Origin of the sequence: Veillonella rodentium (genome assembly GCF_900187285.1) — a bacterium.
Taxonomy (GTDB): domain Bacteria; phylum Bacillota; class Negativicutes; order Veillonellales; family Veillonellaceae; genus Veillonella; species Veillonella rodentium.
Map to the genome: position 1 here is coordinate 1,194,065 of NZ_LT906470.1, position 17,536 is coordinate 1,211,600.

Below are 17,536 nucleotides of genomic sequence, written 5' to 3' on the forward strand. Positions count from 1 at the left end.
TTAATTACTCCTTTTCTTTGTCATTGCTGCCCCCATTCATATATTGGGAACGCTTAACACCACCTGTAGCACCGATATATCCACCTAATACACCAACTATTACACTTGCCAAGTCTTTTTGTTCAAGATAAATAGTCATGATTAATGCGGCTGCAAGTGCCACTAAGGTTATAGTGTCCTCATAATTAATCTTCATTTAATCGCATCCTTTATTGATTTTACGAACGCTATCAACTCTTTAACCAAACTCATTGCACGTTGAAACCATGCACTTTCTACAAATTCAAGTTCAATCATATTCTCTACAATCGATGCTAATTCAACCATGATTGGTACTAGATACATCAATGTAGATAGAAACACATCAATGCGACATAACATAGGAATATCCACATCAGGCAAGGTTAAGAGAATGAAAGATAAGAGGAATAACCACGGATAAGATTTAACTAGCTTTTTAGTCATATCTGCTCGTAGCTTTCCGCTTACTAGAAATCTGCGTTGGTGTCCATCGACTTCAACGCTTGCCCATCCTCGCCATATGATTGCAAGGAACATATTCTTAATGGTTAATTCTCTATTAGTAGCCAAATTAAAATTACGTGCCTCGACTAAGACACGTAAGAACGTATCAACAAAAACCAATACAACACTTGTAAATATGGCTAGTGATATTCTCACCGCCTCACTCACACTAAAAACCTCTACCATAAATGGTGGAAGAAAAACTTCAATCATACTTACTCTCCAATTCGTTCTATCTTAATGGTTAGTTTACTATCGCTAGTTAATATTTCTTTTCTCCATCCATCAACATTAAATATAGCTTTTTGATTAGGGAAACTTGCTACAGTAAACACATTAACCTCAATGTCTTTTGATGTAGCAACGCTAAACTCATTACTTTCATTACGACTTGCGCTTACTGTGGCTCTATATCTTCCTTTAGGTAAATACACAAACATTTTTTCAGTTCCTCTAACATCATTTGTGTACTTTTGCCAATTCCAAGTAGTAAATAAAATAGGGCTTGTTTGAACATAACTCTTGCTACCATTCGATGTACGTTGCACCACAAGGGCGGTTTTATCCGCCCCTAATCGTGCATAATATGTTTTCCCATTAATAACTATTGGTAGTCGATTATCGCCTACATCACGCAAGTTATCAGTCAGTTCAAATGTTAGTGTATCGTTTCCTTTCTTAACTTTTAAGTTAGGCATTATTCAACATACACCTCATTTCCACCATTAGCACTCCACAATTTCAATCGGCTATTCAAGGATGTTTGTACTCTTCCCCAACTTTTCCATGTATTCGCCATAAACATTCTGTGGTATGTTTCGCCATTGAACGCATGGAATGTTTGGTCAATCATTGCACCTTTGCCAAAGTTCATTACGATTAACATACCTTGTTTGTGGCTACGTGGTGGGTTATTAGCACCGCCATCAAAATTAATCTCAATAGCACTTTGTTCTGTGAATGTATTCCAATCTGTTGCCGTTTCAATTTTAGAATATGGAAAACCTAACTGGTCTACTTCGGTTTTCTTAACAAAGTTATCGTCTACATCCTTTTTCTTATAAATAGCCGTTCCGTAATGTTTGGTAGTAAGTACTGTGAAACTATCTGTACCATCATAGTGTTTAAATTCCTTACCTTTAATAAACGTATTAACGGAGTTATCGCCAAGTTCAACATTACCGCTAGTAGATACCTTAGCCATACCAACACCATGTCCGTCAGGTTTATAACCCTCGATTAAGGTGTTGTTAGCCATTTTAAGTGCGCCATTTAATGTACCGCCCGTTAGTTTGAGATAATCAAACGTTGCCAATCGTGCGGTGTTGATAGAGTTTTGATAGTCTTTGTTCGGATCACCAACATAAATATCAACTTGGTGTCGCTTGTTTGGTTTTTCTGTTAAAACTGCAAAATAGAATTTTCCGTTGTAATAAGCTATATCTTCGATTTCAGTAGTTCTATTGATTTCAATAATCTGTTTAACTGTGCCAAATGGTGTACATTCTACCAAGCTACCAAGCGTTGCACTCATGATGCAGCCATTTAACATAAATGCACCATTGTTATTAAAATCATCATATTCATAATCGACTTGATATGTTTTTAATTTCTTAAAATCATCGTTGTATAGATTGATTTCACGTAAGCGTTGTTGACCGCTAATAGGTACGATGCTTACATAAGTCCGTGTGATTGGGTCATATCCAATATTAAATACACGTTCATTCAATGTGATAGTACGTTCATATTGCATTGTATCTGCGTTAAGTACTGTTAAGTTGTTACCATTTTTTAAGCCATTGGCAAGATAAATCTTATTAGTGTTCTTGTTGTAGCACATAGTATTACAATGCCCCATCTTATCAGGGTCATTAAATTTGTATGTTCCTACAATCTCAAACGTAGATGAATTGAGTTCATAGATTATTTGGTTGTTACCATCACCGCTAATACAAGCTAACACGAATACATTCTTTTTATCGTTGTAGGTAAAACCTTGACATTGGTTGACCTCATCGCCGTATTGAATATTTTTCACAAAGGCAATATTAGATGAACCTTTAAGCATTGGTGTTTCAGTAGGATAAAATGGTTTTACATTGTTGTATGTACCCATATCCATGACACTATCAACAGTATTGAAAGTTAGATGTTCATTAATTTTGTAGATGCCATTAGGTACTAACAATATCTTATTTTTAAGATTATCGTTAGCACGTTTAAATGCTGCGGTATCATCAGCCACACCATCACCAACCGCCCCAAAGTCTTTTACAGATACAATGCCATACAAACTATCCTTAGGAATAAACTTTGTATCGGCTTCGGTTTTTGTAATTAAACCACCGCCATTAGGCAATGCAATTTGTTCCGCTTTACTGGCTGCCATTTCTGCACGTTTCGCCGCATCTGTTGCCTTAATTGCGTTACTTGCGATTGATGTTTGTTTATTATCAATGTCTGTTTTTAACGTGCGTGCTTGACTAACTAACTCATTAATATCTCGTTTATCAACAGTTGTTTGTCCAACATATGCCTTAGCATCTCTGACTAATCGTTCAGCAGTAGCAACATTAGTTGAGGATGTATCTAGTGCTGTATTAGCCGTTGCCAATTTATCATCAACAGTAGATGCAATAGCTTTGATTTCTTCACCTAATCGGTTGATTATGTCTGCATTAGCGTTAATCTTATCTGACTTTTCGCTAATTACATTCATAGCATTCATAGCATCATTAGCTGCTTTTACAGAACGCTCAACAATATCTTTCGCAACTTCATTTGAATTCTTATCACTATCTACACGAATTTTAAGTGATCTATCTAAATCAGCTTTCATTTCTTGTAAGATAAGTACAATCTTATCCGTTGCGTGTTCGATATTCTCGAATGGGTATTCATCAGGCAAGTCCATATCTTGTGAGATTGGTGTTTTACGCTCCAAGATAACCTTTTGCCCTACGGCTAGTGCATCCCCATTAGCTGGGTAAATTACCGATTTGGTGCTTTCATCATAATCGATGTTCCCAACTTGTACCGCCTCTGTACCATCTTCATCAACTATAGTTAATTTAACATCCTCGATTTGGACAAAATCATATGGGAAAATAAACTTCTTATTTCTCCCATCACATTGATACACTACAGATGGTTTTAGTACTTCTGGTGTCAATTTAACATCCCCTTTCAATGTATATAAATAGGACTACCCATTATGGATAGTCCTTATTTATCAATGTTTCTTTTTATCTTTTTTAGTTTTTAATCGTCTATCAAATACTACTGCCATGATTGCATCCTCTAGTGATGCATCGGTATCTGTGAAACCAAATTTAGCTAATGTCCACAAGCCATCAGTTACAGTATCGCTAAAACCAGTTGCTCGGTTTGCTAACTGACTGAAACTTCTGCCTACATCAATACCATCTTTGTTTTTGCTCATAATTGCGTTGCCTAAATCGTAGAATTTCTCAACGATGCTTAATGCCATAACGCTATTACCTTTATTGAATACCTTTTCACCTAGAATGTATTTCATTGCCATATTTGACATATCACGGATGATTGGTACACCCATAGTACCTTGTGAAACTAACTCCTCGATAAATGACTTAGCTAAATCTTCAGGCTTATCATCATCGCCATTTGTTAAGGCTTTGTAAGCCATCATACCGATAGCCTGTGAAATCAATGTCCACCATAGCATTTTAACGAACCTTGCATAATCGCCATTATCCTTACGTGCATAGTTGCCCTCTGTGATGATGTTATAAAGTGTATTAGCGTAAGAATAGAACGGAACGAATAATTGAGTGAATGTGGAACGTGAACGCTGAATAGCAGCAGCATCTTTCGTATCACCACTACCAAATATATCACGCACCGCTCTATCACCAGCTTCAATAGATTGTTGCTCTACCCATTCAGCACTCACACCCTCTTTACCAAAGAGTTCAGCTTGCTTTTGATCATATGCAAACTTCCATACAGGAATAGATAATGCAAAGTCTGTTTCCGTAAGTAATCTGAACCCCATTTGATTTATGTCATCTCGGATATCAGCTAATTGTTCTACCCTATAACCACCAACATTTGTATCACCCAAACGTAAGCCTTTACCAGCAATAGATAAGCCTTGTTTCAAGTCTTTATCTAAAGTTTGTATACGTTCTCTCATGAAGATTGATTGACCTAATACAAAATCTCTAGTGTTGTTATATGTTGTAGTTCCGTGTCCGTAGAAACCAATACCAGCATGATTGATGGCTCTAATTGTATTACCTACACCGATACGATAGAACGCAACAGGAATGTTCAATGCATTTTGCAATGCTACAGATACTCGACCAGCCATGACTGCGGTTGATGTATTCTTTTTAAGTGTAAGAATTAAGCGGTCAATATCATTTGTTTTAGCTGCCTCATCTTGCCAGTTATCACGAACCCAAGTTCGTAAGAATTGGTAAGTATCTGCACCAAATTTATCAACAATGTAGTTTTGCAATTCTCTGTTACTGATTAGCTTATTAACATCGGTTACTGCTTTTCGCATAGTAACGTGATTGATAGCTTCTGTGATTGCATTAGGAATTACATCAAAATCTAGCAACAATGATTTATCTTTAACCACATCTAAACGTGATTTAGTAGCACTCATACCAGTTCCCCATACTGCATTACTACTAACCATAGTTTTTGCAATATCTTCAACTTGGTTATCACTTACGGATGCATTTACTTTAGGGTTATACACGATAGGGAAATATTGCCCCTCAATATTTCTACCACCGATAGTAAATGTCAAACCCTCTACTTTCTTTAATGGGTTTCCATAAAGTTCCTCTTGTACCTTACTACGTTCTTCAAAGAATGAATTGATATGATCCCATGTACGAATTACAAACTCCCAGTCCTTATCAGTCATGTGTTCTTGGAACGCACGTTCAATTTCAACCTCATTTGCTTTTGTGGTTTCCATTACACGTTGTCGGTTGCTTTCTGTACCCCAGTTAAGGGCAATCATGATAAGTTGCTCTTTTGTTAAGCCATACAAGTTACCAACTGTGTATAAGTGGTCATTACGCATATCGAATAATTCACGCTTGGAATATATTCCTACATCCTTAGCCAATCTACGCATTGATACTTCTTTGCGTTCATTGAACGCTTGTGTTGCTCTACTGATTGGGTCATAGATATATTTAACTGCGAACCCATTTTTACCGCCACCCATTCGTCTTAGGAATGTTTCAACTTTCATTAATGCTAAGTGGAAACCATATAGCTTGCCACTAACTGCATCTGTTTTGCTTTGGTTATTAAGAATGTTAAATACATCACCAGTTGCGCTACCAAATGTTTCTGTAGCCTCACCGATGATTTCTTGTACTGCATTTTCAAATGATACGCTTTTACCCTCATCATTCAAAATGGTTGTACCCTCATACTCATTTCTGCCGTTTTTATACATACCAGTCATGAGTTCTTCTAAGGTTTCCAACTCATTCATTGTGATTGATTTGAAAGATTTAGGTGTTTTAGCATAGAACATTTCTGCTATCCAAGGTTGTAATTGAACCATAGATTGTTGATTAAGAATGAGTGCATCCACATCAAGTGCGGATAGTACTGTGTTCATATCGAAACCATCTGTAGGTGCTAGTCCATCGTACTTAGTTAAACCCATTTGGTATGCCATATGTGCATAGAAATAACGCATATTAGGTTCAATAGCAATAGGGTTTTTAGGTCTAGTCATGCGTTGTAATTGTTGTTTCAATTTCAATCGCAATTTCTTGGACTTTTCAAAGTTTTCAAACGCTACTCTTGCCCTTGCTTGTTGTAGCATCTGTTCACGCTTAAAGCCAAGTGCTTTATCAACATCACCGATTGCCAATGCTCTATCTGCTTTCTTGCCAGCAGTTACCGCTTTATTCTGATACGTTTTAAACTGAATAGCGTTAGAGATAGGTAACTCACCTAACTCTTTTCTTGCTCGGTTCATGTAGTCTGATATTGTGCCAAGTCCTGCACCACGAATAGAACGTACGTTATTGATGCGATTGTTAAGCATATCTTGTAAGCGTTTGATACGTTCTTCTGCTTTTTCTAATTGCTTAGTAGTATCAGTCAAAGCAGCATCTACTTTTTTCTTATCAGCTTTCAACTCATCGTACTTAGTAGGTTTAACCTCTTTTTCGATTTCACTTAACTCTGTATCAATAGTTTCTGCGTTAGGGTCTAGTTTACGAATACGCTCTAACAACTCCCAGTTCTTAGCTAATTCACGATTAGTAGACTTTTGAATAATCTTACTTTCCTCTTCGGTGAGTTTCATTTGGCCTTGGGTACTAAGCAAGATTTCTTCTGCGATTTGCTCGTTGGTTTTACCTACGTTGTTATCACGCATAAACTCTGCTTTCGCATTGTCCATTTCTTGATTGATAGCATCGTTAAATGTAGCACCAGTTTGTTCTACTTCCGCTTTCTCTAACTCTTCAATAGAATTGTATTGTGTATCTTTTAAAGCACCCTCACCAAACACGTTATATCGTTGATGCTCTTTGTAGATAGGATATTGCTCAATCAATCGTTTTTCGATTTCGACTTGTATTGCATCCTTTTCTTCTTCCCATTCTTTAATTGGTCTATTGTCCAATTCTTTCATGAGTTTTCGCATCACACGTTCTTTTGCTTTTTCCTTAACATCTGCGATGTAGGATTGCATACGTGCTTGGTCTTGCTCGGATAGTTGTTTATACAGTTCAGTTTTCTCAAACTGCTCTAACTGTTGTTGCTCTGCATATGACTCAATATCCTCTTGGGTTGCGATCATACGTGCCATAACATCTTTAATATCAGTTGGTACTTCACCACCTAATCGTTGAACGCTACGATAAATACGAGTTAGCCATTTGGAGAATTGACGGAATACTCTTTGCAATGCACTTGCTGGTGCTTCACCACTTCGCAAGTAGCTTTCCCAACCTCGTGCGAATTTTTCGTGTGCTTTCGTATTATCTACGTTTTCACCATCAACCCAACCGCTCCACTTTTTCAACTTGTTCCAATCAGTTACAAGTTGCTCAGGTGCGTTTTCTATAGATGCTAGCTTTTGAATATCATCAAAGAATACATGACCCATTTCATGTAAGAATGTACTTCTATCTGCGGTTTTGAAAATACTGATAATGCGTTCACCATCGCTCATGATTTCTGTCGTGCCGTTTATAGATTGGTTGTACTTTTCAATGACTTTTATTGCCTTGTCATCGAACACTACATAGCATCTACCATCTTCTATGCCCTCATATGTGATACCTTTTATACCATGTTCATTCAAATATTCAGATGCTAGTTTATCACCACCTAATGCAGTTGATAGTGATTTATAGATATTTAAGCCAAACGAATTACCCTCACTAAAAAGATTATTTATGTTATCTTTATAGCTTATAACTTTTTGATTATCTTCTTGTGTTAATGCATCTAACTCAATTCGTGCTTTTTCTAAATTATCACCAATGATAGCTTTTAACTTATTTTTATCAGCACTACCCCAATCACCAAAACCATACTTTTTAGCTAGTCTATCAGCATTTCTCTGTACAATTTTATTTAATGTTTCTTTTTCTTCATACTTGCCAACGTAATTTAAATCAGTCTCTAAGACTTGGTAAATATCATTAACTTCTTTAACGTGTCTATTACCATTATAAGAATGATCAGAACGATAAGCATTTATAAATGCATCTTTCTGTAATGTATCTAAACTGTTTATAGCATCAATAATTTGTTCTTGAATTTCTTTTGGCTGAATGTTAAGGGTTTGATTCCAGTCTAACATTTTATTGCTTTCAGGAATATCAACCTTAAATAAAGATGATTTATCCGTTTCATGGACATTAGATAAAACCTCTTTGTAGTTTTTTGCCATTTCTTTATTTTTAGCAAAATACAAACCCCAACCATAAAATTGTGCGCCCTCACCGCTACCAATAGCACCTAAGTCAAACTCATCAAAGTCATGTGGCGAACCATGCCATGCAGTTTGATTATATGTTTGTGTGTAATAATTGCCATTTCCATTATTATCTACATACAAAACACCTTTTCCGTCCTTGACTCCATTCAATATGTCTTTTATACTTATAGTATCAAAAGCAGTACTACTGGTCATTTGACCGACCGCTTGGCTATTGCCACTCTGAGTCGGGCGACTAGTAGTACTGCTTTTTTGCATAATTATATCGTATAAATAAACTGTTCTTGGGTCTACTGTTAAATGTCCTTGTTTTTCTTCTGCTACAAATCTAACTGCATAATAATTTCCATTAATACGAATTGCCGATAGTAAATTGTGGTAATTAACAATAGTATTTTTTCTATTTTGCGATTTACGTTGATTAGCGCTCATGCCAGATTTTGATTTACCAATTTTATTATTAGGTGAGCTATCAATCAATACACTATGTTGCAATATATTTGCAATATCTTCTACAATTCTTCTTTTTTTATTTGCTATTTTTTTACCTTTTTGCGTACCATATGGAATATGTTTAATACCATTAATATCATCAGGCGGTAAAACAATAACATTACCATCCTCAATCATAACCGCTTGTGGTGGTGTATTTTTAAATAAATCTATTATGTCTTTTTCTGTTTTCAGATTGGTTTGGAGATTTGTTAAATCAACAACTTGTAATCTGTGATTTAAGTCAACATTTGTATTTAATGGTTGTGCATATCCGCCTTTTTCTCCTAATTTAGCATTCATATTAATTCGCACGCTATCACGCAAATAGTCCATAGCAGTATAACCGCCTTTTCCCATTTGTCGCATATATTGTGCCATTATATCAGCGTGTTGTGCCATCAATAATGCATTTGCTTTTGCAGTTTCACGTTGTTTTCTATTCGTGCTTTCGCTAATAGCTTTAACTACTTCGTTGTATACATCATATCCACTTTTAGATAATTGCATCCGTAATGCTATGTCATTATTCGCCAATTCAAAGACTTTATCTTTCATTGCCTCTAAACTTTCGATTTGCATCAACATATGTTCCATATCTGCATAATGTGCATCAGATTGTGCTAGTGCATCAGTATTACCATCAAGGCTTGCCGTTGTAGTTGCTCGGCTATACTCATATGCTGCTCGTCTACGTTCTGCATTGGTACGTGGTGCTTTACCGCCATTGTTAGCTTTATAATCAACTAACCATTGTGGTTCAATACCAGTACTTACCGCATCATTGATAGATTTATCCGCATTGTCAAAATCACTAGCATAGGTTTCTCTGTATTGTTCCTTTAACGTATGCAATAAATTATTAAAGTTGCGTTTAATGTTCGTAGGGTCTGCCAATACTTCATTAAGTACTTCACGATCTATATCACTTGCACCCTCAAATTCATTACGAATAATATCATCCTTGATACGTTCCGCACGTTTAGATGTATCATCTTTCAATACAGATTTAGCAACATCTACTTCTTGTTTTGCACGTTCTAGTGTAGCTAATGACATACCGCCTCTAGTAAAGTAAGAGGTTCGTTTCAATGCATCTACTGTTTCATCGGATAAGTTCATTGATACTTGTGCATAACTACCAATAGGAATTTCAACAGGTGCATCTGCCTCGATAGCTGCTTTTACTTCCTCTTGTGTTACCAAGCCGTTATCAACCATATCACGGATAGCAAGTTGTCCGTTTTCAGATTGTACTAATTCCGCTACATCTACATATTGAGTTGACACACCAACCTTATCCCCCTGTGCTTGTACGATTTTTCCGTATAGTTCAGGGTTTTCTTTTGCGATTTTATTGGTAGTACTATCTTTACGAACATTATCCATAATAACTGCGCCGTTGCGGTTTTGCTCTGCAATGATAGCTGCTTGTTGTTGTTCAGGTGTTAGTTTTTGAAAATCACGAAAAGCCTTTGCAGTACGCACACCACCTACTGCACCACCAATAGCACCAAAACCTATTACCGCTGGCAATGCTTGTTTCATTGCATCTAGTGAACCTATAGCAATATCACCTACGCTATAATAACCCTCTAGGTCATTATCCTTGCGTGTTAGGTTGTGTTGCACCTTTTCGTTTACATCTTGCAAACCCTCTTCAAAAAGTTCAGGTACACCAGCTTTAATAGAGTTCTTAGCCATTTGTGCAACAGTTGTACCAATACCTCTATCAAAAGTTGCTGCAACATCTGTTGTGCCATTTGTAATTACTTTTGCTAACGCTGATTTAGGTGCAACATTAGTTATACTTTTACCGATAGCTTTAGTTGATACAAATTCGATACCAGCATCAATAGCAGCGTATGACATAGCATACTTTCTAGCCTCTTCATTAGAATATACTTGATTTCCGTTTGCATCTCGTTTTTGAATAAGTTCAAGGTATTTGTTACCAAAAGACATTTGATACATCTGTTCAGCCATACCAACCTGAACACCAGTACTCAAACCAGCTAATGCAGCTGGAATAGCACCAGCACCACCAGCTGGAGCAGTAGCAATAGCACCAGCCGCTGCACCCAACGCCATACCCTCTGCAGCACGATTAGAACCCATGATAGCTTGTGCAGCCATCATGTATGCTTGACTAGCAGTTGCACCAGCTACCGTTTCCAATACATCGTACTCATCCGCTTTACGATATTTAGATAAGTTAGATTGTAACCGCTCTACCTCATCGTTAAGTTCTTGAATACGTTTAGGGTCAGTAGCAGTTGATAACTCCATACCCACTTTGCCTAGTTTGATTTGGTCGTTAATCGCCCATGTGCTTTGTTGGATGCTATCCCATACACCATACGTATCTTTTACAGATTGTAGGTTTTGAAGAGTAGTGATCGCCTCTGCGGAGTTTTTATAGTTGATACCAACTAATTCATGGTACAACTCATACACTTCATTAAGAGTTTTACCTCTATTGATTTGTGCTGCCGCTGCCTCTGCTCGTCTAATACCATCTTGACCGCTTGCCATGATAAGGTCAGGACTAATACCTAGTGCCTCACCACTATCATATGCTGATTGCGCCCAGTCCGCTTTATTCCACAAATAGATTTGCTCTGCACGATGCATTACAGGTTGTAAGATTTCACCAGCTTTATTCACAAAGTTTTCGCTTTGTTGCGGTGTAACATCAGTTTGTGTTAATGCGTTCATAGCATTCATATCAACTGTAGCGGTTGATGGGTCTTTTGTTAGCCAATCACTAACACCACTAGCTGCATTGCTAATAGCTTTACCATATGAATTGTCTGTTACTTGTTGTTGAACACCGCCCTCAAATCTTACGTTTGCGTGTGATTTGACACCAAACGTACCATTTGTCGCTTGTTCAGGTGTAATCTTATAATCACTCATTATTGTCCTAACCTTTCAGCTAATTCTGCTGGTGTAATGGTGTATTCTTCGCCCCTAGCATCTTTGTACACATAATATGGTTGTCCATCTGCACCAGTTGTGTTATATAAACCATACATACCTTGTGATGCTAGTTGTGCGTTCGTGTAAGATACTGCAGCGCCTTTACCACCAAAGGTATTTGCTAACTTACCTACACCCCAATATTTACCAGTTTCTGTTGATGCGATTGTTTGTTCTGCCACCGCATCAGCACCCCATTGTGCCATTTGTGCTGGCGATGGGTCATATCCGTTTTTCTCCCTAAACTCTTGTACTTTAGGGTAAACTGCAGTTGATACCCCTTGCCATTCAACACCATCTATTTTTCTACCAGCCAAGTTTTCTATGCTACTTTTCATGCCAGCCATATCAGGAGAATACTTCCCTGTACCATTTGAATATTCATCAAATTCATGGTTAATTTCTGCTAACTGTTGTGGTGTAAAATATACACCCATTTGACCAATGAAGTTGTTTAAATCACCCATAGACTTAAACTGTCCATTTGCTATTGCAACTTTAACACCTAAAACATTAGCTGATTTAGCTTGCAATGCTTTGGCAGCTGCTTTGTTTACAGATATTTGTGCTTGGTTTAACTGACCTTGCATTGCTCGTTGATATTCAGGATGAGTTTCCGCATAATCTTGTCGCATCTTCAAAACTTCAATATCAGTCGCACCATTTCTTACCGCTGCTGCTACACGTTGCTCAATCTCTACTTTTTGGTTTTCAAGAATTTGTGCTTTACGTTTAGCCATAACTTGTAAGCGTGTTGCCACGTTACGTTGGATCATATCTTTTCGCTTTTGTGCCTCTGCTGGTGTTTCTTCTCTTGCTTGACCTCCACCAATCTCAGCTAATGTATTTACAACATATTGACGAATACTAGGATATTCATTCCCATTGCTATATTGAGGTTTATCCCAACCATCACCGCCACTACCTTTTACATGTGCTTTCGCACCATCTTTTACCCATTGTTCAGCAGTACTTTCCCCTGCGTACCAAGCGACTGCAGCCACCTCTACACCATACTTATCTATATATTCACTTAATTTATAAGTAGCGACTTTACGTTGTGCTTCAGGGTCTGAAATATCAGCGCCGGGAATTCCAGCCTCTTTACTCCATTCAGGCCAATTTTCAGGCATTATCTGGTATCGACCATATGCACCACTATCCCCATTTACTACATGATCATTATTGCTACTTTCATTTGCCGAAACAGCTTTAATGAACATCTCTTTTGTGATAGTTCCAGTAGTGCCAGCAACTTTACCAAAACCAGCATCATATAGTTTGTTGGTTACTTTAGTTAGCAAGTCAGGGTCATTAGGGTCAAACTCACCAATGACACCATCAATCTTGTTATCATCTGATGTAGCCAACACCATTGATGCATTACGCACCTTTTGACGATAACCCATGATTTTTTCTTCATCGATTAAGCCTGACATAGCAACTTGATTGATAATCTTGTTAGCACCATCTAAATCATCATCAGCCATCTTCTTTTCAATCATGGTTGTAGCAATGTTTTGTTGTGCTTTCTTAACCTGTAAGCGGATAGTATTATCATCATAACCAAGATTAGATAGTTGTGCTGCCACACTACCACTTACTTGTTTCATGGCATCATCGAATGCATCAGGACTAGCATTTACTACCGCATTATTAGATATGTTTTGTACATTCATATCTAGTGCTTTCATAGCACTATCTTCAAATTGACCTCGTACAAACTTATTGATCGTGTTTGTAGTGTTAGTCATATCATTATCTGCAACTTTATTAAAAGCATTGACCGCATCATTGAATTTAAAGCCATACTTTTCGGATATAACCTGCCTTGCTCTTTTCTCTTGGTTTTGATAATCAAGTGGAATAGTCAAAGCATTTTCGCCCTTTCGGTTCATAGCACCATTATCAGGGTTATATAGCCAATCATTCATCATGGCATTATATTCATTCGTTGCATTTACAACATCGGTCATTTCCTTTTGCTTTTGTATTGTAAGCATTGTGTTGCCTAAATCACCAATGGCTTTTGTGAGGTTATCCATGCCTTGTGTGTTACCACCATAAGCCATTTCATTTACATTAGCTTGTACACCGCCATTAATTGTGTTTAAGCGTTGATTACTATCATAGCCTATTAACTTCATTAGATACCCCACCTATTATTTCTGATAGTACCTTTGGTTACGAATTTCATTTTAGGCATACCTGCGGCCTCTAGCGCATCACTAGCTGGTGAGTAGTAATTATTACCACTACCTATGCTCTTACTTGCATATTGACCTTTCAAACCATAGATACTAGATGCACCACTTAATATCGTACCTAGCATTGCCATTCTAGTTTGTTTCTTAGCGTTACTTGCCGCTGCACGTGCGGTGCTTGCCTCGTTGCGGTAGTTCATGCCATTAAGGTATTCATTGTAGATACTGTTATTCTTGTTAGTTTCCCAATTCTGAATATCTTTGTTGTATTCGTCATAGCTAGATGCCATAAGTTGTAATGGTGTACCGCTCATAGTCAAGCCACTTGCACCAGTTTCTGCCGTATTCTGCCCTTGGATAAGTCGCATCTTATCGGACATTTTATCTCGCTCTTGCAAGGCTTGATCTGCAATCTGTTCTTGCTTGCGATCACTTATGCGTGCGTTAGCCTCTGCTACCCTTGCTTGTTGATTGTACATTGCAGCTTGCGCCTTACCTTGTTGGTGTTGTGTAAACAATGTACCAACCATACTCGCTGCGGTTAATGCAATAGGGTTACACATTCGCATCCCCCTTTCTCAATGTGAATAAAACCATATCCCCATCGTTAATATCGTAATGAATAACCGCACCTAAAGACTTTAGCCATCTAATGGTGCGGTGATTTTCTTTGTGTATATAATTAAAAAGTACTTCCCTAGTTTTTAACCATTCCCCAATGATATTTTTACTAACTTTTATGAATTGTTTTTGTAGTGTTAAACTACGTTCAAAATCTTTACTCCCCAAAAAGTAAATGCAATGCATACCATTTAGTGATGCATTCGATACACCATATACACATAATGGCTTGTCATTATCAATAACAATACGACTTTGATAATCTTCCCCAAGAATATCGTTTACAAAGTCTTTTTCGCTATAGTTTGAATTTTTTCGATTGATATATTTAACCTCTAAGGCATCTATCGAACGTAAGTTGATATATAAATCACGAATTAAAGAAACGTGCTTAGAGGGGCAAATATTACATTCCATGAACATTTGGGAAACCACCGCCAATTTCTACCTCTCTTGTAACCGCTAATAGGTTAAATGGGAAAGGTTTTGAGTGCTTTATGCAAATTTCTGTATTTGTATTAACGCTAGTTGCTATCTTAGGTAATATTATTACAGTATCACCAGTAAATAGCGATTTAGGTTTTAAAATTAAATCGTCTACATCATCAAATGTTTTACCTACGCTGCCACCATACGAACGATATAAACGTAACGCAACTCGTGTTATAGTTACCAACCTACATTGCAACGTGCCATCGTTTATTTGTTGCTCTACGCTAGGTATTTTTATTTTAGTAGTGTATGGTAACCCAACAGTAATTACATTTGCTTTACCATCTAATTTAATAACACCAGTTGGTGGTACTACCCTAGATGGCATTTGTTGTCCATCAACTACTATATCTACCATTTGCCCTACTAGATGAGGTGCGTTGATGTAATCGGTCTTAATTGAATTATCGACTTTAACATAGCAGTCTAGGAACACATCGGAGTTATCTTCTGTGTACAACGGAATACTACGTTCAATACATTTCACATTCTTATTATTAATCACACGATCTACTACAAAATAGATTGTGTCTTGTTCACCCTCTGCCACACTCTCTACATATCGGTATTTACCATTTGTAACAAAATGCGACCACCCATACACCTTTTGTTCAGGTATGTAGGTTAAGCAATTCAACTGTCCATCATCTCGAACGTAGTAAATAATACTGTCAGGGTCTTGTGCATAAGCACTTGTTACCGCTACATGACCTTTAACTAATGTCTTAACAAATAGTGTTAAGTCTTGCCCTGTGTAGTTGTCGCTCTCGTAAGAGTAACCCATATCACGAACAGTACCGCCACGCTCTTGAACGAATACGCATCTATTACCGATAAACTGTGGTTCACATTTCAATGCACCACGTTGTGTTTGTGTTTTAAGGTAACAGTTAGTAGGTGTAATAGTCTTGCTCCCATCTACTATCCATTCATTACCGCTTGTTAAAACAATCAAGTCATTAGCTGGTACAAGGTGTCTAATTTCATACATCTTGCGGTTGATTACTGGTAGTGTGATTGCACTATCATCTGTGATTGTACCGCCTACTTTTTCAACCCCAAAGTTAGGATAATCACCAGTACGGCTAAGCCAAATATAGTTAGGCTTACTATCAGTAGCAGCGACCACAAATCGGTCTTGATAGAATGTGCATAACTTTGGATAACCTCTACCCCTATTCCAACTGCCTAACTTCCATTGGTGGCTAGGTTCACCCTCTTTAATACCATTCAGAACATTAACCTTTGCATTCTTAGCATCGGTTACGCTTTTAAGCTCAACGATACCATATTGAGTGAATGGCATGATAGATAAGTCGCAATTTACAGAACCACCTTTAATATCGGAGATATATTTTAACCTTGCTCCAGCCTCTATCTTACCTGTATCAGTAACATTGTAGTCATTCTTAGATGTGTACGTTCTGTAGTCTTTCCATGTTTGTCCATCGTTGTTAGAAATCTGTAGTTTTACAGTACCCTCCCATGTACCATGCGTTGTGAATTTCCATGATAATTCTGCATCGGTACTAAACGTGCCAACATTGTAATTGATGTTGTTATAGGTCTTTTCGGTTGTTTCTCCGCCAAGGTAATTTTTTCTAACCTTTTTCTCTACAACTTCGCCAGCGGACTTAGTGTGTACCGCCTCTACATAGTAAGCAATCTGAATAACACTACCTACCATATCTTGTGTGAAGAGGTCTTTTGTAGATGTGATCGTATCGCCATTAACAGTTAATGTATGTCCATTATCGGTATTGATTTCATCATAAGGTTGTTCAGTTAGCTTGTATGCACTCATTCGCCAGTCAGTATCGCTATATCGTGATAGCGTTTGAATAGGATATTTACCGCTACAAATGAACATTACATCGCCACTTTGTATGCAGTTTAATTCGCCTACAACGTCCGCCTCAAATGGTGTCGCTACTTCAACATTTGTATACACACAATTTCGCCACACCCTAACATATCTATCACCAAATTCAAGCATGAACGATTGGTTCTTATTGGTGGTAAATTCAAACAGTCTAACAGGTTTATCATTGTACTTAGCATAACCAATAAACTGCGAACCTTGCCTACGTGCCACCGCTCCATAAGGTCTGATTACCGCATTTTCAGCAAGCAGTAATGCACTTTTATATTGTTCTAAGTCAAATCGACTAGATACATCAGGCGATACCTCGCCTGTAGTAAATGCGACTTGTCCGATAAACATCGGTTGCAT

At 37.5% G+C, this 17,536-nt stretch carries 9 protein-coding genes; all 9 read right to left on the reverse strand.

Annotation, left to right across the window (positions count from 1 at the left end; translation table 11 throughout):
• Positions 1-4: 4 nt before the first annotated feature.
• From CKV62_RS05425 to CKV62_RS05465, 9 genes are read right to left on the reverse strand one after another with little or no spacing between them, the layout of a single operon-like run.
• The gene (locus CKV62_RS05425) at positions 5-196 is read right to left on the reverse strand and encodes a hypothetical protein (RefSeq protein ID WP_095066047.1); all 192 of its coding nucleotides are present in this window, start codon (positions 194-196) and stop codon (positions 5-7) included.
• Complete coding sequence (locus tag CKV62_RS05430) at positions 193-738, reverse strand: hypothetical protein (RefSeq protein ID WP_095066048.1); 546 nt, start codon at positions 736-738, stop codon at positions 193-195. The genes CKV62_RS05425 and CKV62_RS05430 overlap by 4 nt, the downstream gene beginning before the upstream one ends.
• A gap of 2 nt (positions 739-740) precedes the next feature.
• Positions 741-1,223, reverse strand: coding sequence for a hypothetical protein (locus tag CKV62_RS05435; protein WP_095066049.1), 483 nt, complete (start codon positions 1,221-1,223; stop codon positions 741-743).
• Positions 1,223-3,700: a glycosyl hydrolase family 28-related protein gene (locus CKV62_RS05440; protein WP_095066050.1), complete on the reverse strand. Its 2,478-nt coding sequence runs from the start codon at positions 3,698-3,700 to the stop codon at positions 1,223-1,225. The genes CKV62_RS05435 and CKV62_RS05440 overlap by 1 nt, the downstream gene beginning before the upstream one ends.
• A gap of 60 nt (positions 3,701-3,760) precedes the next feature.
• The gene (locus CKV62_RS05445) at positions 3,761-11,923 is read right to left on the reverse strand and encodes a hypothetical protein (RefSeq protein ID WP_095066051.1); all 8,163 of its coding nucleotides are present in this window, start codon (positions 11,921-11,923) and stop codon (positions 3,761-3,763) included.
• Entirely contained in the window at positions 11,923-14,133 is a 2,211-nt protein-coding gene (locus CKV62_RS05450; protein WP_095066052.1) for a transglycosylase SLT domain-containing protein, read from the reverse strand. Before CKV62_RS05450 ends, CKV62_RS05445 begins: the two co-directional genes overlap by 1 nt.
• Complete coding sequence (locus tag CKV62_RS05455; RefSeq protein ID WP_095066053.1) at positions 14,133-14,753, reverse strand: virion core protein, T7 gp14 family; 621 nt, start codon at positions 14,751-14,753, stop codon at positions 14,133-14,135. Before CKV62_RS05455 ends, CKV62_RS05450 begins: the two co-directional genes overlap by 1 nt.
• Positions 14,746-15,228: a phage protein Gp13 family protein gene (locus CKV62_RS05460; RefSeq protein ID WP_095066054.1), complete on the reverse strand. Its 483-nt coding sequence runs from the start codon at positions 15,226-15,228 to the stop codon at positions 14,746-14,748. Before CKV62_RS05460 ends, CKV62_RS05455 begins: the two co-directional genes overlap by 8 nt.
• Complete coding sequence (locus CKV62_RS05465; RefSeq protein ID WP_095066055.1) at positions 15,218-17,536, reverse strand: phage tail protein; 2,319 nt, start codon at positions 17,534-17,536, stop codon at positions 15,218-15,220. The genes CKV62_RS05460 and CKV62_RS05465 overlap by 11 nt, the downstream gene beginning before the upstream one ends.

What these genes read in the sequence shown, in the direction of transcription:
- CKV62_RS05450 (WP_095066052.1), bottom strand. Translation starts at nt 14,133, where the DNA reads ATGAAGTTAATAGGCTATGATAGTAATCAACGCTTAAACACAATTAAT.
- CKV62_RS05460 (WP_095066054.1), bottom strand. Translation starts at nt 15,228, where the DNA reads ATGGAATGTAATATTTGCCCCTCTAAGCACGTTTCTTTAATTCGTGAT.
- CKV62_RS05435 (WP_095066049.1), bottom strand. Translation starts at nt 1,223, where the DNA reads ATGCCTAACTTAAAAGTTAAGAAAGGAAACGATACACTAACATTTGAA.
- CKV62_RS05430 (WP_095066048.1), bottom strand. Translation starts at nt 738, where the DNA reads ATGATTGAAGTTTTTCTTCCACCATTTATGGTAGAGGTTTTTAGTGTG.
- CKV62_RS05425 (WP_095066047.1), bottom strand. Translation starts at nt 196, where the DNA reads ATGAAGATTAATTATGAGGACACTATAACCTTAGTGGCACTTGCAGCC.
- CKV62_RS05465 (WP_095066055.1), bottom strand. Translation starts at nt 17,536, where the DNA reads ATGCAACCGATGTTTATCGGACAAGTCGCATTTACTACAGGCGAGGTA.
- CKV62_RS05445 (WP_095066051.1), bottom strand. Translation starts at nt 11,923, where the DNA reads ATGAGTGATTATAAGATTACACCTGAACAAGCGACAAATGGTACGTTT.
- CKV62_RS05455 (WP_095066053.1), bottom strand. Translation starts at nt 14,753, where the DNA reads ATGTGTAACCCTATTGCATTAACCGCAGCGAGTATGGTTGGTACATTG.